The organism is Streptomyces sp. WY228 (assembly GCF_019287315.1).
Classification (GTDB): Bacteria; Actinomycetota; Actinomycetes; order Streptomycetales; family Streptomycetaceae; genus Streptomyces; species Streptomyces caviscabies.
On sequence record NZ_CP079114.1, the window covers coordinates 4,718,384 to 4,743,126 of the forward strand.

The following is a 24,743-nucleotide window of genomic DNA, read 5'->3' on the forward strand; positions in this document are numbered from 1 at the left end:
GGGCCTTGAGGGCCGTGCCCGTAAGCCCCCGGGGCCACGCTGCGGCCCGTCGCCGCGATCCCCGAGCCGTGATCCTGTGCCTGCGAGCCCGAGCCCGAGCCCGAGCCCGAGCCCGAGCCCGCGACTACGGCTGAGGCCGGCCCGGCGGCCCTGTGGCTCCGGGGCCCTGTGGATCGTGGGGCCCGAGGTGTGCGGGGGATGTGATGTTTCGTTCTGCCGGGACCTGTTGAGCAGGGCCTTTTTCGCTTGAGGTCTGCGTGGTAATCCGTCTGCCCTATTACTGCATTCGAGCAGCATCTCTCCGCTGATCTTTCGGCGTTGGGGGGAGAGCGATCAATTCTCTTCCCGCCCACTGTTTTGATCAGGTTCCGCTCCCTACAATCCGTCCACGACTTGAGCGCTGAGCGTCAAGGAGGACGTATGGCGGAGTTCTTCACCACCCCAATGGCAGCACTGACGCAAGAATCCGCATTTTCCGACCGGCCCGTCTCCCTCGCGGCGGCGGTACTCACGGACGGCAACCGGCTGATCGTCATCGTGGTGGCGGTCGTCGCCGTCGCCGCGCTGATCGTCGCCCAGCTGCTCGTACGCCAGGTTCTGGCGGCCGGCGAGGGCACCGAACGTATGAAGGAGATCGCCGCGGCGGTCCAGGAGGGTGCGAACGCCTACCTGGCCCGACAACTGCGTACGGTCGGTGTTTTCTCCGTCGTCGTGTTCTTCCTGTTGTTCCTGTTGCCGGCCGACAACTGGTCGCAGCGCGCTGGGCGTTCCCTCTTCTTCCTGGTGGGTGCGCTTTTCTCGGCGGCGACCGGATACATCGGCATGCGGCTCGCCGTACGGAGCAATGTGCGGGTGGCCGCGGCCGCGCGTGAGGCGACTCCGGCGGAGGGCGAACCGGAAAAGGATCTCACCGCTGTCTCGCACAAAGCGATGAAGATCGCTTTCCGTACCGGTGGCGTGGTCGGGATGATCACGGTGGGGCTCGGTCTGCTCGGGGCCTCCTGCGTGGTGCTCGTCTATGCCGCCGACGCGCCCAAGGTGCTGGAGGGGTTCGGCCTCGGCGCGGCGCTGATCGCCATGTTCATGAGGGTCGGCGGCGGGATCTTCACCAAGGCCGCCGATGTGGGCGCCGACCTGGTGGGCAAGGTGGAACAGGGCATTCCGGAGGACGATCCGCGCAACGCCGCCACCATCGCCGACAACGTGGGCGACAACGTCGGCGACTGCGCGGGCATGGCCGCCGACCTCTTCGAGTCGTACGCCGTGACGCTCGTCGCCGCGCTCATCCTCGGCACGGCGGCGTTCGGCGACTCCGGTCTGGCCTTCCCGCTGATGGTTCCGGCGATCGGTGTCGTCACCGCGATGATCGGCATCTTCGCGGTCGCCCCGCGCCGCGCCGACCGCAGTGGGATGACCGCGATCAACCGGGGCTTCTTCATCTCCGCGGTGATCTCGCTCGCCCTGGTGGCCGTGGCAGCCTTCTCCTATCTGCCGTCCTCGTACGCCGATCTTGACGGGGTCAGCGACGGGGCGATCGCCGAGCACGGTGGCGATCCGCGGATCTTCGCCCTGGTCGCAGTGGCCATCGGCATCGTCCTGGCCGCGCTCATCCAGCAGCTCACCGGCTATTTCACCGAGACCAACCGCCGTCCGGTCCGGGACATCGGGAAGTCCTCGCTCACCGGTCCGGCCACCGTGGTGCTCGCGGGCATCTCCATCGGCCTGGAGTCGGCGGTCTACACCGCGCTGCTGATCGGCCTCGGCGTCTACGGGGCGTTCCTGCTGGGCGGTACGTCGATCATGCTGGCGCTCTTCGCGGTCGCGCTCGCCGGGACGGGGCTCCTCACCACGGTGGGCGTCATCGTGGCCATGGACACCTTCGGGCCGGTCTCGGACAACGCCCAGGGCATCGCCGAGATGTCCGGAGACGTCACGGGGGCCGGCGCCCAGGTGCTCACCGACCTGGACGCGGTCGGCAACACCACCAAGGCCATCACCAAGGGCATCGCCATCGCGACCGCCGTTCTCGCGGCGGCCGCGCTCTTCGGCTCCTACCGTGACGCCATCGCGACGGCCGTCGCGGATGTCGGAGCCGGGGCGGGCGAGCTGGGGCTGAGCCTGGACATCTCGCAGCCCAACAACCTCGTCGGCCTGATCCTGGGCGCCGCGGTCGTCTTCCTGTTCTCGGGGCTCGCCATCAACGCGGTGTCCCGGTCCGCCGGATCCGTGGTCTACGAGGTCAGGCGGCAGTTCCGCGAGCGCCCCGGGATCATGGACTACTCAGAGAAGCCGGAGTACGGGCGCGTCGTCGACATCTGCACCCGCGACGCCCTGCGTGAACTGGCCACACCGGGCCTGCTCGCGGTGCTGGCGCCGATCGCGGTCGGCTTCACCCTCGGCGTCGGCGCGCTCGGCTCGTACCTCGCCGGCGCGATCGGCACCGGAACGCTGATGGCGGTGTTCCTCGCCAACTCCGGCGGCGCCTGGGACAACGCCAAGAAGCTCGTCGAGGACGGCCACCACGGCGGCAAGGGCAGCGAGGCCCATGCCGCGACCGTCATCGGCGACACGGTCGGTGACCCGTTCAAGGACACGGCGGGCCCGGCGATCAACCCGCTCCTCAAGGTGATGAACCTGGTCGCCCTGCTCATCGCTCCGGCGATCGTGCAGTTCAGCTACGGCGCGGACGCGAATCCCTGGGTGCGGGCGCTGGTCGCCGTCGTCGCCATCGGGATCGTCGTCGTCGCGGTGTACGTCTCCAAGCGGCGGGGCATCGCCGTCGGCGACGACGACGCCTCGGCGGGCGGCGGGCCCTCGGTCCCCGCACCGGACCCCGCGGCGGCCCCGTGATCCGTACGTACGGTCCCTGACGAGCGACGAGCGACGAGCGACGAGCGACGAGCGACGAGCGACGAGCGTCGCGTCACGTGCTTCGCGTCACGTGCTTCGCGGCACGTGTGATGGGTGATCAGTGAGTGGGTGGGCGGTGCGTGCTGACGTGCCGTCCGCCCGCGCCCTGCGCGCCGGGGCGGCGATCAGGAGCAGTCTTTCGGGTGAGTTACCGCTCGTGCGTCCGATTCTCCGCGTGAGTGGCATCTCCCTCATTTCCCTTGGTGCAAATGGCTTCAAAAGCGTGCACACCGGATGACCGGCACCCGGCTGTCGCCCCCTCGGCGTGTAAGTTCCGGGGCCGAGAGCCTTGGAAGGGACCAATCCGGTGAACAAGAAGCTTGCAGCCGCACTGTCCGGCGGTGCGGTACTCGTACTGACGCTGTCGGGTTGCAGCGACGACAGCGACAACAAGGTCAACGACTGGGCCAAGAAGGTCTGCGACCAGGTTCAGCCGCAACTGCAGAAGATCGCCAACGCCAACGCCTCCATCCAGCAGCAGACCGCGGACAACAGCAAGCCCGCCGACGTCCAGAAGACCGACTCGGCCGCCTTCCAGCAGATCTCCCAGGCGTACAAGTCGCTGGGCGCCGCGGTGGACTCGGCGGGGCCGCCGCCGGTCGACGACGGCGAGACCACGCAGAAGGAAGCGGTGAAGGAGCTCAACGCCTCCTCCAAGGCGTACGCCGACCTCAAGACCGACGTCGACGCGCTCGACACCAAGGACCAGGCGAAGTTCGCCGACGGACTGAAGGGCATCGCCGACGATCTGAACAAGATCAGCACCAGCGGTGACCAGGCGCTGAAGAAGCTCCAGTCCGGCGAGGTCGGCGTCGCGATGTCGAAGCAGAAGGGCTGCCAGAAGCCCACCGCTTCGACCGGCCCCTCCGGCTCCGGGGCGGCCGACGCCGACGCCTCCCCGGAGGCCTCGGCCCCCGAGAAGGCCGAGAAGACCGAGAAGGACTCCGAGAAGAAGGACTCCGAGGAGAAGAAGGCCTGAGCGCCGTTCTCCCGGCCCGGGCACCCGCTGGGTGTCCGGGCCGCTGCCGTTGTCGGTGGGACCGGACACAATGGGTGGGTGAGTAAGAGCAGCCTTCCCGCACCCGACCACGCCGCCGGCCTCCGTGAGGCCCTGCTCGCCGCGGACTTCACCGCGGACGGGCTCCTCGACCGCCTCGGCGCGCCCGCCTACGCCGCCCTCGCCCGCAGCGAGACCGTCCCCGCGCTGCGGGCCACCCGGGGCGACACCGCGCTCGACACGCTGGTGCGGCTGTTCCTTCTGCAGCGGCCCGTCGCCGAGGAGCGGGCCCGTGCCGCCCTGCCGCTGGACGAGTGCGTCGCGGACGGCTGGGTGACCCGGGCGGCGGACGACGGCACGGTCCGCGCGAGCGTCGACGTACGGCCGTACGGCGGTCCGGACGGCGAGGACTGGTTCATCGTGTCCGACCTCGGCTGCGCGGTCGGTGGCGCGGGCGGGATCGGCTCGCGCGAGGAGGGCGTCGTCCTCGGCGTCGGCGGGGCCTCCACCACCCTCGCCGGCATCACCGTCCGTACGCCGGTCGCCTCGGCCCTCGACCTCGGTACGGGCTCCGGCATCCAGGCGCTGCACGCCGCCCAGCACGCGACCCGGGTCACCGCCACCGACCTCAACCCCCGCGCCCTGGAGTTCACCCGGCTCACCCTCGCCCTGTCCGGCGCCGCCCCCGCCGATCTGCGCGAGGGCTCGCTCTTCGAGCCGGTGGGCTCCGACACGTTCGACCTGATCGTCTCCAACCCGCCCTTCGTCATCTCGCCCGGCGCCCGCCTCACCTACCGGGACGGAGGCATGGGCGGCGACGACCTGTGCCGCACGCTGGTGCAGCAGGCGGGCGACCATCTGAACGACGGCGGATACGCCCAGTTCCTCGCCAACTGGCAGCACGTGGAGGGTGAGGAGTGGCAGGACCGGCTGCGCTCCTGGGTGCCGTACGGCTGCGAGGCCTGGATCGTCCAGCGCGAGGTGCAGGACGTCACGCAGTACGCCGAGCTGTGGCTGCGGGACAGCGGCGACCACCGCAGCGATCCGGCGGAGTACGACGAGCGGTACGAGGCGTGGCTCGACGAGTTCGAGGCGCTCGGCGCCACGGCCGTCGGGTTCGGCTGGATCACCCTGCGCAAGTCCGCCGCTGCGGCGGCCGGGAACCCCTCGATCGTCGTCGAGGAGTGGCCGCACGCGGTGCAGCAGCCGCTCGGGCAGGCCGTCCAGGACCACTTCGCCCGCCAGGACTACCTCCGCGACCAGGACGACGCGGCGCTGCTCGCCGGGCACTTCTCCCTCGCCGCCGAGGTCGTGCAGGAGCAGGTCGGCCTGCCCGGAGCGGAGGACCCCGAGCATGTGGTGCTGCGTCAGCACCGGGGCATGATGCGGGCGACCAAGGTCGACGCGGTGGCCGCCGGGTTCGCGGGCGTGTCCGACGGCTCGCTGCCCGCCGGGCGGATCCTGGACGCCATCGCGCAGTTGATGGCTGAGGATCCGGTGCTGCTGCGCGACCGCACCCCGCAGGCGATCCGGCTGCTGGTCGAGGAGGGCTTCCTGGAGCCGGTGCCCGGCGTCGGACAGCAGGGCGCACGGGGCGCGTAGGCCCCGCCCGTACGGCTGCCTTCCCCTACAGGCCGGAGCCGCCGCCCGTGCGGCTGCTTTCCGGCACGCGCCGGGCCCGCCCGTACGACCGCCTTTCCGTACAGGCTGGGCCCGCCCGTACGACTGCCTTCCCGTACGCACCGGGGCCGCCCGTACAGCCTCCTTCCGGTACGCGCCGGGGTCGGTCACCGTTCGGGTGGCGGTGACGTTGTCACCAGTGGGTTCGTGCCTGGCGCTCTCCCCGACGCGCGCGGACCGCGTATTCCGGTCGCGCCCGGACCGCACGGTCCGAGCGCGGTGCCCGGGCCGGCCCCGCCCTCGTCATCCGGAGACCGGTCTGCTCCGGTCCCGACCGGACCGTAAGCGGCCGATGGAGTTCCGCCGAGCGGCGGGAGAGTGCTGTTCACCCCGGGTTCGTGTGGACGATGCCCCGGGGTGACAACCTCCCCGTGCCGGACCGCCGAGGTCCGGATCCGACGGGCCGGCCGGCCCGTCCCGGGCGGTTCGCCCGACGGGTCACACGACGGTCCAGGAGTACGACATGGAGAGCGTCTCAGCAGTCTTCGCCGGTACGGCCCTGACCCTGTTCGGCGCCGCCCTCCTGATCTGGACAGGGGCGCGAGCCCTGCATCGCGCGCCGGTGGCGCACGGTGTGAGCCCCGTCGCCTCCACCGCACTCACGACGCTCTTCGGCGTAGTTTTCCTCGGCCTCGGCGTGTGGTGCTTCACGCTCGTCTGATCCTCGCCTCCGGCCGGGCGGAGCCCGGGACGGCAGGTCTTCCGAAGGTCACCGCGACCGCCTCCGAAAAGCCGCAGGCCGAAGCCCCGCACGGCGCGGACCCGGCGGTCCGGGCGGCAGGAATGGCGGAAGTCGGGTTACCGTTCGAGTGGCCGTTGCGGGCTTTTGCCGTTTGACACGGGGGCGGGTTGTACCGTCACACTCCGCAGCGACAGCACCGCGGGCAGCGTCATGACGCTGCCCGGATGCCCACCGAGTGTCGACCGGAGAGAAGAGCGAAGTTGTCCCCGACCAGCGAGACCGCACAGGGCGGCCGCCGACTCGTCATCGTCGAGTCGCCTGCCAAGGCGAAGACGATCAAGGGCTATCTCGGCCCCGGATACGTGGTCGAGGCGAGCGTCGGGCACATCCGCGACCTCCCGAACGGCGCGGCCGAGGTCCCGGACGAGTACACCGGCGAGGTCCGCCGCCTCGGGGTGGACGTCGAACACGACTTCCAGCCCATCTATGTCGTCAACGCCGACAAGAAGGCCCAGGTCAGGAAGCTCAAGCAGCTGCTGGCCGAGTCCGACGAACTCTTCCTCGCCACCGATGAGGACCGCGAGGGCGAAGCCATCGCGTGGCACCTCCAGGAAGTCCTGCGGCCCAAGGTCCCGGTCCACCGGATGGTCTTCCACGAGATCACCAAGGACGCGATCCGGGCCGCCGTCGCCAACCCGCGCGAGCTCAACCAGCGCATGGTCGACGCCCAGGAGACCCGCCGTATCCTCGACCGCCTCTACGGCTACGAGGTCTCGCCGGTCCTGTGGAAGAAGGTCATGCCGAAGCTCTCGGCGGGCCGCGTCCAGTCCGTCGCCACCCGCCTCGTCGTCGAGCGGGAGCGCGAGCGCATCGCCTTCCGCTCCGCCGAGTACTGGGACCTGACCGGAAAGTTCGCCACCGGCCGCACCGGTGACGCCTCCGACCCCTCGAACCTCACCGCCCGCCTCAGCGCGGTCGACGGCCGCCGCATCGCCCAGGGCCGCGACTTCGGCCCCGACGGGCAGCTGAAGGCCGGTTCCGCCCAGACCCTGCACCTGGACGAGACGAACGCCCGCGCGCTCGCCGCCGCGCTCGCCGACTCCTCCTTCGCGGTCCGGTCCGTCGAGTCGAAGCCGTACCGCCGCTCCCCGTACGCCCCCTTCCGGACCACGACCCTCCAGCAGGAGGCGAGCCGCAAGCTGGGCTTCGGGGCCAAGGCGACCATGCAGGTGGCGCAGAAGCTGTACGAGAACGGCTTCATCACCTATATGCGTACGGACTCCACGACCCTCTCGGACACCGCGGTCTCCGCGGCCCGTGCCCAAGTCACGCAGTTGTACGGGGCGAGCTACCTCCCCGACAAGCCGCGTACGTACGCCGGCAAGGTCAAGAACGCGCAGGAGGCGCACGAGGCGATCCGCCCCTCCGGCGACCGCTTCCGTACCCCCGCCGAGACCGGGCTCACCGGCGACCAGTTCCGGCTCTACGAGCTGATCTGGAAGCGGACCGTCGCCTCCCAGATGAAGGACGCGACCGGTAACTCGGTCACCGTCAAGATCGGCGGCCGGGCGAGCGACGGCCGCGACGCCGAGTTCTCCGCCTCCGGCAAGACGATCACCTTCCACGGCTTCATGAAGGCGTACGTCGAGGGCGCCGACGACCCGAACGCCGAGCTGGACGACCGCGAGCGCCGGCTGCCGCAGGTGGCCGAGGGCGACGCGCTGTCCGCCGACGAGATCACGGTCGACGGGCACGCCACCAAGCCCCCGGCCCGCTACACCGAGGCCTCGCTGGTCAAGGAGCTGGAAGAGCGCGAGATCGGCCGCCCCTCCACGTACGCCTCGATCATCGGGACCATCCTGGACCGCGGTTACGTCTTCAAGAAGGGCACGGCACTCGTCCCGTCCTTCCTGTCCTTCGCCGTGGTCAACCTGCTGGAGAAGCACTTCGGCCGGCTGGTCGACTACGACTTCACCGCCCGCATGGAGGACGACCTCGACCGCATCTCGCGGGGCGAGGCCCAGTCCGTGCCGTGGCTCAAGCGCTTCTACTTCGGTGCCGACTCCGGTGACGACACCGCCGGAGCCGGATCGGCCTCCGACGCGGGCAACGGCGACGGCGACCACCTCGGCGGTCTGAAGGCACTGGTCACCGACCTCGGCGCGATCGACGCCCGGGAGATCTCCTCCTTCCCGGTCGGCAACGACATCAAGCTCCGCGTCGGCCGCTACGGCCCGTACATCGAGCGGGGCGAGAAGGACGCCGAGGGCCACCAGCGCGCCGACGTGCCCGAGGACCTCGCGCCCGACGAGCTGACCGTCGAGCTGGCCGAGGAGCTGCTGGCCAAGCCCAGCGGCGACTTCGAGCTGGGCGCGGACCCGGTGACCGGCAACCAGATCATCGCCAAGGACGGCCGCTACGGCCCGTACGTCACCGAGGTGCTGCCCGAGGGGACGCCGAAGACCGGCAAGAACGCGGTGAAGCCGCGGACCGCCTCGCTCTTCAAGACCATGTCCCTGGACACGGTCACCCTCGCCGACGCCCTCAAGCTGATGTCGCTGCCGCGCGTCGTCGGCGAGGACGCCGAGGGCGTCGAGATCACCGCGCAGAACGGCCGCTACGGCCCGTATCTGAAGAAGGGCACCGACTCCCGGTCGCTGACCTCCGAGGACCAGCTCTTCGACATCACCCTCGAAGAGGCCCTCGCGATCTACGCCCAGCCCAAGCAGCGCGGCCGAGCCGCGGCCAAGCCGCCGCTGAAGGAGCTGGGCACCGACCCGGTCAGCGGTGCGCCGGTCGTGGTGAAGGACGGCCGCTTCGGCGCGTACGTCACCGACGGCGAGACCAACGCGACGCTGCGGACCGGCGACAGCGTCGAGGAGATCACGCCGGAGCGCGGCTACGAGCTGCTCGCCGAGAAGCGCGCCAAGGGGCCCGCCAAGAAGAAGACGGCCAAGAAGGCCCCCGCGAAGAAGGCGACGGCCAAGAAGACGGCCGCCAAGAAGACGACGGCCACCAAGAAGACGACGGCCACCAAGACCACGGCCGCCAAGAAGACCGCGGCGAAGAAGACGACGACGGCCAAGAAGGCGACGGCCACGAAGACGGCCGCCAAGAAGACGACGGCTACGAAGAAGACGGCCTCGGCCTCCGCCCCGTCGGACGACTGACGCCGCACCGAGCAGGACGACCGGCGGCCTCATCGCGCAGGACGGCCGACGGCCGCACCGAGCCGACAGCACCCCGCCCGGCGCCCGGATCCGCGTGATCCGGGTGCCGGGCGGCGGTGCGTCAAGGGTCCGCGGGCGCCATGGCCGAAACTGTCTGCGTCCATATGTTCGGACGGGCCGACAGTCACCGCACCGCTGCCGATAGGCTGGGCGGATGACGCGAGCCGAGCAGCCAACGGTCGTGAGCCCCACCTCCGACACACTTGCCGCAGACTCACGCGAGCGCGCCGTACGGGCCCTGTTGCGCATTCCCCCGCTGAAGCGGTTGTGGAGTGCCCAGCTCGTCGGCGGTATCGGCGATGCACTCGCCCTTCTCGTGCTGGTGCTGCTGTCGCTGCAAGCGGCGGTCCTTGAGGGCTCATTCGGCACCGGATACCGCGGGGCGGCCTTCGCCGTCGCCGCCGTCTTCGGTGCCCGGATCCTTTCCACCCTGTTCTTCGGAGCCGTACTCCTGGGGCCCCTGACGTCCCTCACGGGGCCCGGCGGGAAGCTGGACCGGCGATGGCTGATGATCGGGGTGGACGGGCTGCGCCTGGCGCTGCTGGTCGTCGCCCCGCTGTGGATCGACTGGACGCCCGACAAGGCGCTCATGATGATCCTCATCACCGTCTTCGTGACCGGCGCCGGTGAGCGCCTGTGGGCCGTGGCCAAGGACAGCGCCGCCCCGGCGCTGCTGCCCGCCCCGCCCCTCGAAGGCGCGGCCGTACGCCCCCTGCCCGACCACCACGACGCCCTGCGCCGTCTGTCGCTCCGCACCAACTTCCTCGCCGTGCCCGCCGCCGCGGTGGTCCTGCTGGCCGCCACACTGGTCGGCAACCTCCTCGGCTCGGGCCTGGAGTGGTTCTCCTTCCACCAGGCGGCCCTGGGGTCCTACGTCGCGGCCGGACTCTTCTCCGCCTCCATCTCCACCCTGTACTTCCTTCAGTTCCCGGCCACCCAGACGCCCCGGCCGCGCTCCCCGCTGGAAGGCCTGCGCCGCCCCGCCACCGGCAACGGCCCGGACAAGGGCCGCACCGGCGCGGTGCCGCTGCTCGTCGCGGTCTGCGCGGCCGTCGCCGGAGTCGTCGCCGGGGCCGCGGCCGTCTCCGTCCTGCACGCCTACGACCTCGGCGGCGGGCCGGCCACCTTCGCGCTGCTGATCCTCGGACTGACCGGCGGCACCGCCCTCGGCATCCGTACGGCACGCCACGTACTGCCCACCCTGTCGCGCCGCCGCCTGCTGGCGCTGGCCACCGCCGTCACGGGCCTCGCGCTCCTCGCGCTCGGACTGGTGCCGGACACCGCGACCGGGATCGCCATCGCGCTGCTCGCCGGCTACACCGCCGGGGTCGCCGCCAACACCGGGCACACCCTGATCGACCAGGAGACCGAGGCCTTCCGGCAGGCCCGGACCACCGAGCACCTCCAGGCCGTCGTCCGGGTGCTCGTGGCGCTCGGCGCGGTCGCCGGTCCGCTGCTGGCCGCCGCGATCGGCCGGCACCGCCTGGTCGCCGGTGACTTCGTCTTCGCCCACGGCGGGGCCGCCTACACCCTGATGCTGCTCGGCGCGCTGCTGCTGCCCGTCGCCGCCGTCGTCCTCGCCAAGACGGACGACCGGGCGGGTGTGCCGCTGCGCCGGGACCTGCGCGAGGCGCTGCGCGGCGACGAACCGGCCGTCGCGCCCGCGGCCACCGGCTTCTTCCTCGCCCTGGAGGGCGGCGACGGAGCGGGCAAGTCCACCCAGGTCGAGGCGCTCGCCGAATGGATCCGGGCCAAGGGCCACGAGGTCGTCGTCACCCGCGAGCCCGGGGCCACCCCGATCGGCAAGCGGCTGCGGTCGATCCTGCTGGACGTGTCCTCCGCCGGTCTCTCCAACCGGGCCGAGGCCCTGCTGTACGCCGCCGACCGCGCCGAGCACGTCGACTCCGTCGTCCGCCCGGCGCTGGAGCGCGGTGCGATCGTCATCTCCGACCGCTACATCGACTCGTCCGTCGCCTACCAGGGCGCGGGCCGCGACCTGGCCCCGACCGAGATCGCCCGGATCTCGCGGTGGGCGACGAGTGGCCTCGTACCGCATCTGACGGTGCTGCTGGACGTTGACCCGGCGACCGCGCGGGAGCGGTTCACGGAAGCGCCGGACCGGCTGGAGTCGGAGCCGGCGGAGTTCCACGAGCGGGTGCGGTCCGGGTTCCTGACCCTGGCCGCCGCCGACCCGACGCGCTATCTGGTGGTGGACGCCGGCCAGGAGCCGGAGTCGATCACCACGGTCGTACGGCACCGGCTCGACCAGCTCCTTCCGCTCTCCGAGGCCGAGATCGAGGCCATCGAGGAGGCCCGGCGCAAGGCCGAGGAGGAAGCCCGGCGCAAGGCGGAGGAAGAGGCCGCCCGCAAGGCCGAGGAGGAGCGCCTGGAGAAGGAACGCCAGGAACAGCTCGCCCGGCTGCGCGCCGAGGAGGAGGAGCGCAAGCAGCGCGAACTGGAGGAGGCCCGCCGCCGCGAGGCCGAACGCCAGGCGGAGGAGGCCCGGCAGCGTGCCGAGGAGGCCCGCCGCCGCGCCGAGGAGGACCGGCTCCGGCTGGAGGCCGAGGAGCGGGTCCGCGAGGCCGAGCAGGAACGTCTGCGCAAGCAGGCCGAGGAGGAGGCCCGGCAGCGCAAGGAGGCCGAGGCCCAGCGGCTGGAGAAGCAGCGCAAGGCCGAGGAGGCCCTGCTGCGCGCGGAGGAGGCCCGCCGCCGGGCGGAGGCCGATGCCGCCGCCCGTACGGAAGCGGCGCGGGCCGAGGCCGAGCGGGTATCGCGTACGTCCGGTACGGAGACGTCCTCGCGCTCCGAAGGCGCGTCGGGTCCGACGGTGCCGGAGAACGAGCTCACGGTGCCCACCCCGATCGTGAACCCGAACGAGATCACGCAGCCGGTCCCGGCGGCGCGTCCGGAGGACGACCGTTCCTCCGGATCCGGTACGGGCACGGGCGCGGGCGCGGGCTCTCGTTCCGGCTCCGGCTCCGGGGCTGTGACCGGTGGTGTTTCCGGGGACGACGAGACGGCGATGCTGCCCCGCTTCACGGACCAGCGGCCGGCCGACCCCCGGCAGGCCCGGGACGCGGACGAGACGGCCGTGCTGCCGCCCGTGCCCGCCGACCAGCCCTCCGACCGGGTGCCCCAGGGCTTCTTCCGGGACGAGAGCCAGGGGGCCGCGCCCGCGGAGAGCGAGAACGAGCGCACCCGCGAGCTGCCGCAGGTCGAGGACCCGAACGCCGGGGCGACGCCCGACCGGAAGCAGAGCCGCCGCAAGCGCCCCCGCCCGGACTGGGCGGAGGAGACCCCGCTGGACGATCTGCCGACCCTGGCGGACGAGCTGCTCGGCGGCCAGGACGACGAGGGCCCCGGGGGCCGGGGGCGTCGCCCGCGCGGCTGACGTACCCGCCCCACCGCCGACGGTGAGGTCCCGGCCCGTCCGCCCCTCCGGGGGCGGGCGGGCCGGACTGTCAGTGGCGTCCTCCACAATGGAGAGCGACCAATGGAGAGCGACGACGCACCGCGGTTCGCGGGCCGTGCACGACACCACCGGAAGGGCGGTGACCCATGACCGTATGGGACGACCTGGTCGGACAGGACCGAGTGCAGGAACAGCTCGCCGCTGCCGCCCGGGACGCCGATGCGCTGGTCACCTCCGTGTCCGACGGCAAGCCGCTGGACCAGGGCTCGAAGATGACGCATGCCTGGCTGTTCACCGGGCCGCCCGGTTCCGGCCGGTCCACGGCGGCGCGGGCCTTCGCCGCCGCGCTCCAGTGCACCAGCCCGGACCGGGCGCTGGGCGGCGCACCCGGCTGCGGTTTCTGCGACGGCTGCCACACGAGCCTGATCGGTACGCACGCCGACGTCCAGGTCATCCGCACGGACCTGCTCTCCATCGGTGTGAAGGAGACCCGTGACCTGGTCCGGCGCGCCCAGCTCTCCCCGGCGGTCGGGCGGTGGCAGGTCATCGTCATGGAGGACGCCGACCGCCTCACCGAAGGCGCGGGCAATGTGCTGCTGAAGGCCGTCGAGGAGCCCGCGCCGCGCACGGTCTGGATGCTGTGCGCACCCTCGCTCGAAGACGTCCTGCCCACGATCCGTTCCCGCTGCCGGCACCTGACCCTGAGCACCCCGCCGGTGGAGGCCGTGGCCGACGTCCTGATCCGCCGCGACGGCATCGACCCCGAGCGGGCGCACGCGGCGGCGCGGGCCACCCAGGGGCACATCGGCCGGGCCCGCCGCCTGGCCACGGACGAGCGGGCGCGGGCGCGGCGGGCGGCGGTGCTGAAGGTTCCGCTGCGGGTCGCCGATGTGGGCGGCTGTCTCAAGGCGGCCCAGGAGCTGATCGACACGGCCACCGACGACGCCAAGCAGATGGCGGAGGAGGTCGACGCCAAGGAGACCGAGGACCTCAAGGCGGCGCTCGGCGGGGTCGCCGGGGGCCGGATGCCGCGCGGTACGGCGGGGGCGATGAAGGAGCTGGAGGACAAGCAGAAGCGCCGCAAGACGCGTACGCAGCGCGACAGCCTGGACCTGGCGCTGACCGAGCTGACCGGGTTCTACCGCGATGTGCTGGCACTCCAGCTCGGTTCGAAGCTGGCCATCGCCAATGCCGACGTGCAGGACTCCCTCGACCGGATCGCGGATTCCTCGACGCCCGCGCAGACCCTGCGCAGGATCGAGTCGGTGTTCGCCTGCCGGGAGGCGATGGACCGCAATGTGGCGCCGCTGCTCGCGGTGGAGGCAATGACGATGGCGCTGCGGGCGGGCTGAGGACTCCGGCACGGCCGCCCCTGTTCAGTCCTGTTCACCCGAATGAGCAGGGAATCAGACGACTCGTCACCCGCCGGATACGCTCCCAGAATGACTACCAGGCGGCTGCTCCGCACCTTCGCCATCGGGATCGGCACTGCCGGCCTGCTCATCTCCGGCTGCAGCGGCAGCGGCTCCTCGCCGAACGCCTCGGCCACCGGCACCGCCGCTCCCGAGGGATTGTCGTCGTACTACGCGCAGAAGCTGAGCTGGCGCGACTGTGGGGTGGAGGGCTTCGAGTGCACGACGATGAAGGCGCCGAAGGACTACGACAAGCCGGATGACGGCGACATCGACCTCGCCGTCTCCCGCAAGAAGGCCACCGGACCGGGCAAGCGGATCGGTTCCCTCCTGGTGAATCCGGGCGGCCCGGGCGGCTCCGCGATCGGCTATCTCCAGGGATACGCGGCACTCGGCTATCCGGCCCAGGTGCGGGCCCGTTACGACATGGTGGCCATCGACCCGCGCGGCGTGGCCCGCAGCGAGCCCGTCGAGTGCCTCACGGGCCCGGAGATGGACGCCTACACCCAGGTCGACCAGACACCGGACGACGACGCGGAGGTCCAGAAGCTCTCCGCCGCCTTCGAGAAGTTCGCGGCGGGCTGCGAGAAGCGGAGCGGCGAGATCCTCCCGTACGTCTCCACCGTCGACACGGCCCGCGACATGGATGTCCTGCGGGCCCTGCTCGGCGACGAGAAGCTGCACTACGTCGGAGCGTCGTACGGGACCTTCCTGGGCGCCACGTACGCGGACCTCTTCCCCGAGCGGGCCGGCCGCCTCGTCCTGGACGGGGCGATGGACCCGTCCCTGAAGGCCATCGACATGAACCGCGACCAGACGGCCGGCTTCGAGGGGGCCTTCCAGTCCTTCGCCGCCGACTGCGTGAAGCAGCCGGACTGCCCGCTCGGCACCACGTCCACCGCCGACGCGGCGACCGCCCTCAAGCAGCTCTTCACGGACCTGGACGCGAAGCCGATCCCGACCGGCGACAACCGTAAGCTGGGCGAGTCCCTGGCCACCACCGGGGTGATCGCCGCCATGTACGACGAGGCGGCCTGGCCGCAGCTCCGCGAGGCGCTGGCGGGCGCGCAGCGCAGCGACGGCTCCGGCCTCCTCTCACTGGCAGACAGCTACTACGAGCGCGAGCTGGACGGGAAGTACGCGAACCTGATGTTCGCCAACGCCGCCGTGAACTGCCTCGACCTGCCGCCCGCCTTCGACGGCCCCGACGCGGTCGAGAAGGCGCTCCCGGACTTCGAGAAGGCCTCCCCGGTCTTCGGCCGCGGCTTCGCCTGGGCCTCCCTGAACTGCGCCTACTGGCCGACGAAGGCCACCGGCACCCCGCACCGCACCGAGGCGAAGGGCGCCGCCCCGATCGTCGTCGTCGGCACCACCCGCGACCCGGCCACCCCGTACACGTGGTCCGAGTCCCTCGCCGAGCAGCTCTCCTCCGGCACCCTGCTCACGTACGACGGCGACGGCCACACCGCGTACGGCCGGGGCAGCGACTGCATCGACACGGCGATCAACACGTACCTCCTGGAGGGCACCCCGCCCACCCACGGCAAGAAGTGCAGCTGACCCACTCTGACCAGGACAAACGCCTCCGGGGGTGCCGTGTGCGGAGCACCCCCGGAAACTGTGTAGACTTGGCTCCGCTGCTGATCGCACCATAGTGCGACAGGGCGCGCCGCCTTAGCTCAGTTGGCCAGAGCAACGCACTCGTAATGCGTAGGTCTCGGGTTCGAATCCCGAAGGCGGCTCAGTGAAGGCCCAGGACAGATAGCTTCTGTCCTGGGCCTTTGTGCTTTTCATGATCGATCCGAAGGGGCGACGCGGCCCGCTCGGGGCGCCATGATCGTCGCCGGTGGCCGACCGGTGGCCGAACGTGCAAATGGCCCCCGTCAGTCCACTCCCAGGGCGTCCAGGGCCAGCGTGTGGGCGATGGCGAGGCGGCGGTCGATGTCGGGCGCGTGGATCTCCAGTACGTACCGGGTGTGCAGCCCCAGCTTCTTGGTGACGGTCATCAGCGGCTTGCCGCTCTCGGTGTACTTGAAGCGGTACGGCCAGATGAACGGCACGTACTCGAGGTACGGCACGAAATCCCAGACGAACCGGACGAAGGCCACCACCCGGCTGCGCTCGCGGCCGGTCAGATTCATCGTCCCCGGCTGCCGCACCTGCCATGTCCGGCGGAGGAAGGAGGCGTCCGCATCCTCGTAGAACGATCCGAAGGACTGGCCCGAAGCGTCCCGCACGTCGTACATGTAGCCCACTTCGTGGTCGCGGCCCTTGAAGGCGGCGAGAACGGACTTCCTGGACGCGTCCGTGTAGACGGTCACCTGCCCCCTGAGCGACAGCCGCTTCTCGCGTGCGTAGGCGACGGGCTCGCCCTCGGAGCCGTCCGGCCGGGCCACGCTCACCACGTACTCGCCGGCCGTCAGGCTCAGTGTCTTCTTGATGACGAAAGTGTCGTGGGACTGGATGTCCGGTGCTTCCGCGGAGGTGGGGGTCGAGGTTGGGGCAGGGGCTGGGGTGGTCTTGGTGAGGCCGACGGTGGCCTTGTTCTCATCCACGCCCGTTCCCGTACTCGACTCCGTGCCCGTGCTGTCCATGTGGCATCTCCCGTTGTCCCCGTGTCCCCGTTGCGGTCCGTCCATCGTCGGCCGCACGACCGGCCCGGCGCAGTCTCCGGAAGTCGCGATCCCGGGCGACGAAAGGTGTCAACTTTCGTCGTACGGTGGCACGACGCTCGGCCGATGCGCGCGCTTTCCGGGGGTCCTACCGTCGGTCCGGTGTACGCGGACAGGGAAGTGGATGTGGATGTGAGGGCGGGTACGGATGCGGGAGATCGACGGGTACGTTCTGCCGGGCTCGCCGTTCGGGGTCTCCGGCGGCGGTTGACCGGCGGCGTGCTCTGGAGCCCCGCCCGTATCGTCGGGGAGGCGGTGCTCGCCGTCACCCTCGCCGGGCTCGCCACCGGCGTCGGCGCGTGGATGGACACGCTCGGGGCGCGGACCGTCCTCCTCGCCGGGGCGATGGCCCTGCTGGCGCCCGCACGCCACGCGCTGCCCGCGACCGTCCTGATCCTCTCCGCCCCGCTGGCCGGAGGGTGGAACGTCATGGCCTCCGTGCTGCTGGTCTGCGCCGCCTGGTCGGCGGGGCGGCGGATCACGGAACCCTGGCGGGTGACCGCGGCGTTCGGGGCCGCGTGTGTGCTCCACGCCGTCCCGGGCCTGTACCACGACATCACCTCGGGGGCCGCGCCCGTGCTGCCCGTCACCCTCGGGTGGAACGTCGTCACGTTCCTCACCCTGGCCGTGGTGCCGGCCCTCGTCGGACGCTACCGGGACCAACGGCGACGGCTGCTCGACGCGTTGTGGCAGAACAACCAGCAACTCCAGCGCGAGCAGGCGATGGTGGCCCGTGAGGCGCGGTTGCTGGAGCGCAACCGCATCGCCCATGACATGCACGACAGCCTCGGCCACCAACTCGCCCTGATCTCCGTGCACGCGGGCGCCCTCCAGGTCGACCCGGAGCTGACCGGGAACCAGCGGGAGGCCGTACGGATCCTCCGGGGTGCCTCCGTCACCGCGATGGCGGAGCTGCGGGCGGCGGTGGGGGTGCTCCACGACGAGGCGGAGTACCGGGAGCAACAGAACGGGCAACAGAACGAGCAGCAGAACGAGCAGCAGAACGAGCAGATGTATCAGGGGCGGCGGCGGCAGTCGGTGGGCGGCGGCGCCTCGGTGCCGTACGCGCCCCGTACCACCGCCGCCATCGACGGCCTGGTCGCGTCGTCCCGGGGCGCGGGCACGACGGTGTCGCTGGACCGGAGCGGTGTCCGGCGGCCGTTGGCGCCCGCCGCCGACCACGAGGCGTACCGCATCGTCCAGGAGGGGCTGACCAACGCCCACAAGCACGCGCCGGGCGCCCCGATACGCCTTGCCCTGCGGTACGAACCGGACAGCCTGGTCGTGGAGGTCACCAACGGGCCCGTGCCGGGTGGAGCGCCCGAGGTGCCGCCGGAGATCAGTGGCGGCCAGGGGTTGAAAGGGCTGCGCGAGCGGGTCGGCCGGGCCGGCGGCATGGTGCACACCGGGCCCACCGAGGACGGCGGCTTCCGGATCGCGGGGATGCTGCCGTACGGCGCGACCTCCGTCGTACCGGCTCGCGACGTTCGGGGGCAGCGGCGTCCGGGGGCGGTGGTCGACGGTGGAACGGTCATCAACGGGGCCGATCCACAGCGGGAGTTCACCACCATCATGAGTACCAGGAAGAACATCGCCATCGGCTGCGCCGTCACCGCCGTCGTCCTCGTCGCGGGCGTCATCGGCCTGGGCGTCTGGGGGATCGGCGTCCTGACGGAAGAGGTGAAGAAGGCGGAGATCTCGCCGAGCGTCTACGAGGAGGCGAAGGTCGGGGATGCCGAGGCGGACATCCGGGCCAGGCTCCCCGAAGGGGACTCGTGGCTCACCTCGGACCTGGCGGACCAGGGGCCCAAGCCGGCCGAGGGAGCGACGTGCCGCCACTTCGGCTCCGAGGACGACGAGCGGGTCGACGCCCTCACCGTCTTCCGGTTCTGCTTCCAGGACGGGAAGTTGGTCTCCAAGGAGACGTACGAGGCGAAGTGATGCCGGGCTCCGTGCGGCGGGTCGGCCGGTACAGGGCATGATGGCGGGGCCACTCCGTCCGTTCTCCTTGACAACGTCATGATCGACACCGCGCAGGAGGCTGTGTGATCCGGGTCCTCGTCGCCGACGACGCGCCGCTCATCAGGGCCGGCATCAGAATGATCCTCACCTCGGCCGACGACATCGAGGTGGTCGCCGAGGCCGGGGACGGCCGCGAGGCGGTGGAGAAGGCCCGGGGCGGCGGGGTCGACGTGGCGCTGCTGGACATCCAGATGCCGGTGATGGACGGGCTGACGGCGCTGGTCGAGCTCGGCCGCGCCGCGCCGAAGGTACGGGTCCTGATCCTCACCACCTTCGGCGAGCGGGACAACGTACTGCGGACGCTCGGCCACGGCGGTGCGGGGTTCCTGCTGAAGGACTCCGCGCCCGGCGAGCTGATCGAGGCGGTGCGGGCCGCGGCGGCGGGCAACGCGTATCTCTCACCCGCGGCCACTCGGCATGTGGCGGACGCGCTCTCCGCCACCGGGGCCACCACGCGCGGGGAGGCCGCGCGGCGTCGGCTCGACGGGCTCACCACCCGGGAGCGTGAGGTGCTGGCGCTGCTCGGGGAGGGGCTCTCCAACGCGGACGCGGGGCGGCGGCTGCATATGAGCGAGGCCACGGTGAAGACGTACGTCAGCCGCATCCTCGCCAAGCTCGACTGCGACAACCGGGTCCAGGCCGCCCTCCTCGCTCGCGACGCAGGGCTCCAGCCGGGGGGACTTCAGCCGGGCGGACTCCAGCCGGGCGGGCACTGACCGGACGGAGCGTCACTTCCGTACGGCCGTACCCGTACGGTCGTGTCGCACCGCCAGGCCTGAGCTGGCGGCGCTTGGCCTGCTCCTAACGACCTTCCCGCTCAACTGAGTCGAGTGCCGCTGCACGACTCTGTTCGCGTCGAGTCCCTGGCCGCGCCGGACGCCCCGTTCCGCCAGTCTGCTGCCGGGCCGCTGGGTGTGGTGATCCTGGCCGGCACAACGATGGCGAGCCGCGCTTGGAGGGTTCCTGCCGGCGCGTGGTCATGGCGCCGATGCCCGTGGGTGTCCAGCGGCTGCGCCGGCCTGACCCTTGCGTGATCGGTCCCCGGCCTATCCTGATCGTGCGCGAACGGCTCCGGACGCGCGCGAACGACCGTACGGGCAAAGGCCATCGGGGGATCGGTTCAGCATGGGCAAAGGCAAGGACAGCGGGCGGTACACGGCGATGGAGGGCATACGGCCGCTCGCGGCCGGTGACCCGGTGCGGATCGGGCCCTATCCGCTGCTCGGCCGGCTCGGTGCGGGTGGGATGGGCCGGGTGTACCTGGCCCGTTCGGCGGGCGGGCGCACCGTGGCCGTGAAGGTGGTGCACGAGGAGCACATCGCGAACGGGGAGTTCCGGGCCCGTTTCCGCCGGGAGATCGAGGCGGCCCGCCGGGTCGGCGGGCGCTACACCGCCCCCGTGCTCGACGCCGATCCCGACGCCGAGCAGCCGTGGGTGGCCACCGGCTACGTGCCCGGGCCCTCCCTGGAGCAGGCCGTACGGGAACACGGTCCGCTGCCCGCCGCCTCGGTGAACGCCCTGGCCGAGGGGCTGTTGAGGGCGCTGCGGGGCATCCACGCGGCCGGGATCGTGCACCGCGACCTGAAGCCGTCCAACGTGCTGCTCACCGTCGACGGACCCCGGGTCATCGACTTCGGCATCGCCCGCGCGCTCCAGGTCTCCGTGGAATCGCTGTTGACCAGTACGGGCATGGTCATCGGCTCGCCCGGCTTCATGGCGCCCGAGCAGATCCTCGGCGAGGAGACCGGGCCCGGCGCGGACGTCTTCTCGCTCGGCTGTGTGCTGATGTACGCGGCCACCGGGCAGCTGCCGTTCGGCGCGGGCGTGAGCAACCAGCACGCCGTGATGTTCCGGATCGTCCAGTCCCCGCCGGACCTCACCGCGGTGTCCGACGCCCCCTTGCGTGCGCTGATCGAACGCTGCCTGACCAAGGACCCGGCCGAACGTCCGGGCGTGGAAGCTCTGTTGGAGAGCCTGACGCCCGAGCAGTCCTCGGACGCCGCGCGCGGCGCGTGGCTGCCGCCGGTGCTCCTGGCCCGGCTGGCGCAGCAGTCGGCCCTGCTGCTCGACGCGGAGGTCCCGGAGGAGCCGGGTGTCCCTGAGGGGGCGGACGAACCGGAGGGCGCGGAGCCTGCTGCTGTTCCCGGTCCTGCTGCTGTTCCCGGTCCTGTTGCTGATCCTGTGCCTGTGCCTGATCCCGATCCCGATCCCGTGTCCGCTCCTGCTTCTGGTTCCGATCCCGATCCCGTGTCCGCTCCCGCTTCTGGTTCCGATTCCGATCCCGTGTCCGCTCCTCGTGACCTCGGCACGGTCGATCTGCGGCCGGAACCGGGACGGAAACCGGGACCGGAACCGGTGGCAGGGCCGAGCCCCGAAACGACCGGTGCCGCCGCGGCCGTTCCGGTCGCCGCGCCGGTCGCGGCCGGGCCACGGCGTAACCGCCGTCGGGTCTGGGCCGTCGCGGCCGTCGTCGTCGCCGTTCTGGCCGCCGGTGGGACCACGGCCTTCCTCAACCGCGACCCCGGCGGTGGCGCGGATGCCCGGGGCGGGGAGTCCGCCGCCCCGCCCGCCGACGGTGCCACGGCCTCGCCCTCCGGGAAGGGCGACGACGAGGACGACAAGGGCAGCGAGGAAGAGAAGGCGAAGGACAAGGCCGAGGACAGCGCGGAGGAGAAGGAGAAGGAGAAAGGGAACGGCGACGACGGGGGCCAGGGCGGCGACGCCGGTGGTGGGCAGGGCGCCGGCAGCGGCGACGGTTCCGCTTCCGGCGGGGGCTCGTCCGGGACCGGGGAGTCCGGCTCGTCCGGCGGAGGCGGCGCGCAGGGCGGGGCCGGTTCGTCCGCGTCGGGCGGGTCCGGGGGCGCCGCGAAGCCGCCCGCCGCGGACCCGGACCCCGCGCCGGACGGCCGGGTGCCGCAGCACTTCGTCGGGACCTGGTCCATCGCGTCCCAGTACGACGTCCTCCAGCCGCACACCGTGGTCATCCGGCGGGTGTCGCCCGGGCAGTCGGCGGTGACCCTCATCGCCGACGTACAGGGCTCGGGGCACTGCGAGTACACCGCGAAGCTCGGCTCCGTGGCGGACGGCGGCAACCGGATCAACGTCGGTACCGCCGTGGTGAACAAGGCCCGTTCCGGCAGTATGTGCCGCGACACCGACCCCTCGTTCTTCACCGTCGCCGGGTCCGGCATCCTCCACGACGTCGGACCCGCCCACGGCAGCGGCTACCGCTACAACCGCGCCTGAGCGGCGAGGAAGCCCGGGCCCGTCAGTCCGGTGCCTCGCCCGGGTACGCGTTCTCGAACGCTGCGTGGAACAGGGCCGTGACGTCCTGGCCGGTGAGGCCTTCGGTACGGGCCTGGGCCAGCCAGTCGGCGAGCGCGGCGCGCAGCGGTGAGTCGGGGCCGGACTGGGGCTGCGCCAGAGTGCGGGTGATGAACGTGCCCGCACCCTGGCGGACCTCGGCGAGGCCCATGCGTTCCAGTTCGCGGTAGGCCTTGAGGGTCGTGTTGGGGTTGACCTTCGTGGTCGCGGCGACCTGGGCCGCGGTGGGCAGCCGGTCGCCCTCCTCCAGCGCGCCCATCCGCAGTGCCTGCTCGACCTGCCGGACGATCTGGAGATAGGTCGCCACTCCACTGCGCCGGTCGATGCGGAACACGACCACGGACTTCACCTTCCGCTCGATTGCCGACACTTTACGTAGGGGAACCGGGGCGTGCTCACAGCGGGCGGCGCGAGACCCGCCACAGGGTGAACGCCGTGAGCAGGGCAGTCCCGGCGAGCAGGAGGCCCGCCGCGGTCCACTGCATCGACGCCATCTGGCCGAAGTCGAGGTACTCGATGACGTTGTTGACGATGCCGTGGTCCTTGATGCACGCGTTCTGCGCCTTCTCGGTCGCCTCGGCGCAGGTGCCCCAGCCGTACAGGGTGCCGTCCGCGCTGCCGACCCAGCGGTCCACCTCGTACGCCTCGTCGAAGCGGGCGGGCAGCTCGGCGTCCAGCGGGTACGTGAACATCTTCGGGGAGCCGAGCCGTACGCGTACCTCGTCCCAGACGAACATGGTGGTGATCGCGGTGAAGAGGAACGTGCCCACCATCGCCGGGAGCATCCGGCGCACCACGGCGCCGATGGTGATGCCCGCCGCGGTGAAGAAGAGGAGGAACGCGGGCAGGACGGGGCCGGTGTTGTCGAAGATCACGCCGGTGATCCACTCGCTGAGGAAGACGGAGCGGTACGGCTTCCACCACCAGGTGAACAGGGCCGAGAGCACCACCCCGGAGATCAGCGCGAGGCCGTAGGCCAGACCCAGCTTGGCGATCAGCCACTGCCGGCGGGTGACGGACTGGGTGGTGACGAGCTGGGCCGTGCCGTTCTCCTGATCGCCCGCGATCAGCGGGGCGCCGATGAAGACGGCGAGGATCAGCGGCAGGCCGTTGATGATGCCGGTGATGTAGTTGTAGCCGCGGTTGTTCTCCATCGGCTGTCCGGCGTCCTTCTCCGGCCAGCCCTTCGCGTCGAGCAGCTGCACCAGTTCATTGCGCTCGTACAGGATCCACAGCGCGGTCAGCAGGGTGAGGCCGAGGACGCAGGCCAGCGCGACCCGGTGCTGGCGTACGACGAGCCACGGCATGCCGCGCAGCAGACGGCGCCCGGAGCTGATCTCGGAGGGCTTCTCGGTGAGGGTGGTGCTCATGCGGCCTGGGTCCCTTCGGCCTCGACGCGGGCGCCCTGGGTGTAGAGGGAGGGCGCGTCCGGGGAGCGGAGATGGGCGAGGAGGACTTCCTCCAAGGAGGGTTCGGCCGTCTCCCAGTCCGCCGGGAGCGGGCCCTTCGGCCGGATCATCGCCTGGAACTGCCGTCCCTGGAGGCGGGTTTCGACGACCGTGTGGTGGTCGAGCTCGGGCGGCAGCGCGCCGTCCCGGGTCACGCCGGTGACCAGGGCGTGGGCCGGGACCAGCGCGTCGGCGTCACCGGCCATCCGGATCCGGCCCTCGGCGACGACCAGCAGGTAGTCGCACATGTCCTCCAGCTCGGTCAGCATGTGCGAGGACATCACCACCGTGGTGCCGCGTTCGACGGCCTCCGCCATCAGCAGGGTGCTCATCTCGTCGCGGGCCAGCGGGTCGAGGTCCGACATCGGCTCGTCCAGGAGCAGCAGGTCGGGCCGCTTGCCGAAGGCCAGCGCGAAGGCCACGCGGGTGCGCTGGCCGCCGGAGAGCGTGCCGACCCGCGCGTCGAAGGGGACATTGCCCGCGCGGACGATCCGCTCCGCCGCCACCGCGTCCCAGCCGGGGTTCAGCTCGGCGCCCATCCGCAGGGTCTCGGCCACGGTGAACCGCTTGAACAGCGGCTTCTCCTGCCCGAGGAACGCGAAGGTGGGCATCACGGCGGGGTCGTCGACCGGTACGCCGAAGATCCGCAGCTCGCCGGTGGTCGGCTGCACCTGCCGGGTCGCCAGCCCGAGCAGGGTGCTCTTGCCGGCTCCGTTCGGGCCGACCAGACCGCAGATGCGGCCGGCCGGGATCCGGAAGGAGCAGTCGCGCAGCGCCCAGCCGCGCCGGTAGCGCTTGCCCAGGCCGCGGGCCTCCAGCGCCCAGCTGCCGGACGTCGCGTTCGGGGTGCTCGTGTGTGCCACGCGCCTCACCTCGGTTCCGTGAATCCGTGATCGTGATTCCATGAATCAATTAATGGAATCATGGAGTCGTGAGGGAATGACTGTCAAGTGA

The 24,743-nt window shown here is 71.5% G+C and carries 15 protein-coding genes and 1 tRNA gene; 12 read left to right on the forward strand and 4 right to left on the reverse strand.

Features of this window, described 5'->3' with window-relative positions; all coding sequences use genetic code 11:
• Positions 1 to 420 precede the first annotated feature (420 nt).
• The 9 genes from KV381_RS20575 to KV381_RS20615 all read left to right on the forward strand — a co-directional run bounded on the left by KV381_RS20575 (position 421) and on the right by KV381_RS20615 (position 16,065).
• Positions 421 to 2,850: a sodium-translocating pyrophosphatase gene (locus tag KV381_RS20575; RefSeq protein ID WP_103536490.1), complete on the forward strand. Its 2,430-nt coding sequence runs from the start codon at positions 421 to 423 to the stop codon at positions 2,848 to 2,850.
• A 367-nt stretch (positions 2,851 to 3,217) separates the two neighbouring features.
• Positions 3,218 to 3,889 (forward strand): hypothetical protein, encoded by a 672-nt coding sequence (locus tag KV381_RS20580; RefSeq protein WP_030087082.1) that lies wholly within the window; start codon positions 3,218 to 3,220, stop codon positions 3,887 to 3,889.
• A gap of 78 nt (positions 3,890 to 3,967) precedes the next feature.
• Positions 3,968 to 5,509 carry a methyltransferase gene (locus KV381_RS20585; RefSeq protein WP_218785965.1) on the forward strand — a complete coding sequence of 514 codons (1,542 nt, stop codon included), beginning with the start codon at positions 3,968 to 3,970 and terminating at the stop codon, positions 5,507 to 5,509.
• A 541-nt stretch (positions 5,510 to 6,050) separates the two neighbouring features.
• Positions 6,051 to 6,248: a hypothetical protein gene (locus KV381_RS20590; RefSeq protein ID WP_030087086.1), complete on the forward strand. Its 198-nt coding sequence runs from the start codon at positions 6,051 to 6,053 to the stop codon at positions 6,246 to 6,248.
• A 281-nt stretch (positions 6,249 to 6,529) separates the two neighbouring features.
• Entirely contained in the window at positions 6,530 to 9,439 is a 2,910-nt protein-coding gene (gene topA, locus KV381_RS20595) for a type I DNA topoisomerase (protein ID WP_218785966.1), read from the forward strand.
• A 214-nt stretch (positions 9,440 to 9,653) separates the two neighbouring features.
• Complete coding sequence (gene tmk, locus KV381_RS20600; protein ID WP_030087090.1) at positions 9,654 to 12,890, forward strand: dTMP kinase; 3,237 nt, start codon at positions 9,654 to 9,656, stop codon at positions 12,888 to 12,890.
• Positions 12,891 to 13,057: 167 nt separating this feature from the next.
• Complete coding sequence (locus KV381_RS20605) at positions 13,058 to 14,263, forward strand: DNA polymerase III subunit delta' (protein ID WP_030087092.1); 1,206 nt, start codon at positions 13,058 to 13,060, stop codon at positions 14,261 to 14,263.
• A gap of 90 nt (positions 14,264 to 14,353) precedes the next feature.
• Positions 14,354 to 15,883 (forward strand): alpha/beta hydrolase, encoded by a 1,530-nt coding sequence (locus KV381_RS20610; protein WP_030087094.1) that lies wholly within the window; start codon positions 14,354 to 14,356, stop codon positions 15,881 to 15,883.
• 108 nt (positions 15,884 to 15,991) lie between these two features.
• Positions 15,992 to 16,065 (forward strand) — tRNA-Thr (locus KV381_RS20615).
• A gap of 141 nt (positions 16,066 to 16,206) precedes the next feature.
• On the opposite strand, the gene KV381_RS20620 is transcribed toward KV381_RS20615, so the two are convergent.
• The gene (locus KV381_RS20620) at positions 16,207 to 16,878 is read right to left on the reverse strand and encodes a hypothetical protein (RefSeq protein WP_256995116.1); all 672 of its coding nucleotides are present in this window, start codon (positions 16,876 to 16,878) and stop codon (positions 16,207 to 16,209) included.
• A gap of 336 nt (positions 16,879 to 17,214) precedes the next feature.
• Here KV381_RS20620 and KV381_RS20625 point away from each other — a divergent pair, with 336 nt between their 5' ends.
• From KV381_RS20625 to KV381_RS20635, 3 genes are all read left to right on the forward strand, one after another.
• Positions 17,215 to 18,936 carry a sensor histidine kinase gene (locus KV381_RS20625; RefSeq protein WP_256995117.1) on the forward strand — a complete coding sequence of 574 codons (1,722 nt, stop codon included), beginning with the start codon at positions 17,215 to 17,217 and terminating at the stop codon, positions 18,934 to 18,936.
• A gap of 104 nt (positions 18,937 to 19,040) precedes the next feature.
• Entirely contained in the window at positions 19,041 to 19,733 is a 693-nt protein-coding gene (locus tag KV381_RS20630) for a response regulator transcription factor (RefSeq protein ID WP_218785968.1), read from the forward strand.
• Positions 19,734 to 20,142: 409 nt separating this feature from the next.
• The gene (locus tag KV381_RS20635; protein ID WP_256995118.1) at positions 20,143 to 22,263 is read left to right on the forward strand and encodes a serine/threonine-protein kinase; all 2,121 of its coding nucleotides are present in this window, start codon (positions 20,143 to 20,145) and stop codon (positions 22,261 to 22,263) included.
• A 22-nt stretch (positions 22,264 to 22,285) separates the two neighbouring features.
• On the opposite strand, the gene KV381_RS20640 is transcribed toward KV381_RS20635, so the two are convergent.
• From KV381_RS20640 to KV381_RS20650, 3 genes are read right to left on the reverse strand one after another with little or no spacing between them, the layout of a single operon-like run.
• The gene (locus KV381_RS20640; RefSeq protein WP_030087104.1) at positions 22,286 to 22,690 is read right to left on the reverse strand and encodes a GntR family transcriptional regulator; all 405 of its coding nucleotides are present in this window, start codon (positions 22,688 to 22,690) and stop codon (positions 22,286 to 22,288) included.
• Between the two features lie 46 nt (positions 22,691 to 22,736).
• Positions 22,737 to 23,711 (reverse strand): ABC transporter permease, encoded by a 975-nt coding sequence (locus KV381_RS20645; protein WP_030087106.1) that lies wholly within the window; start codon positions 23,709 to 23,711, stop codon positions 22,737 to 22,739.
• Positions 23,708 to 24,652, reverse strand: a complete 945-nt coding sequence (locus KV381_RS20650; RefSeq protein ID WP_030087108.1) for an ABC transporter ATP-binding protein — start codon at positions 24,650 to 24,652, stop codon at positions 23,708 to 23,710. The genes KV381_RS20645 and KV381_RS20650 overlap by 4 nt, the downstream gene beginning before the upstream one ends.
• Positions 24,653 to 24,743 lie beyond the last annotated feature (91 nt).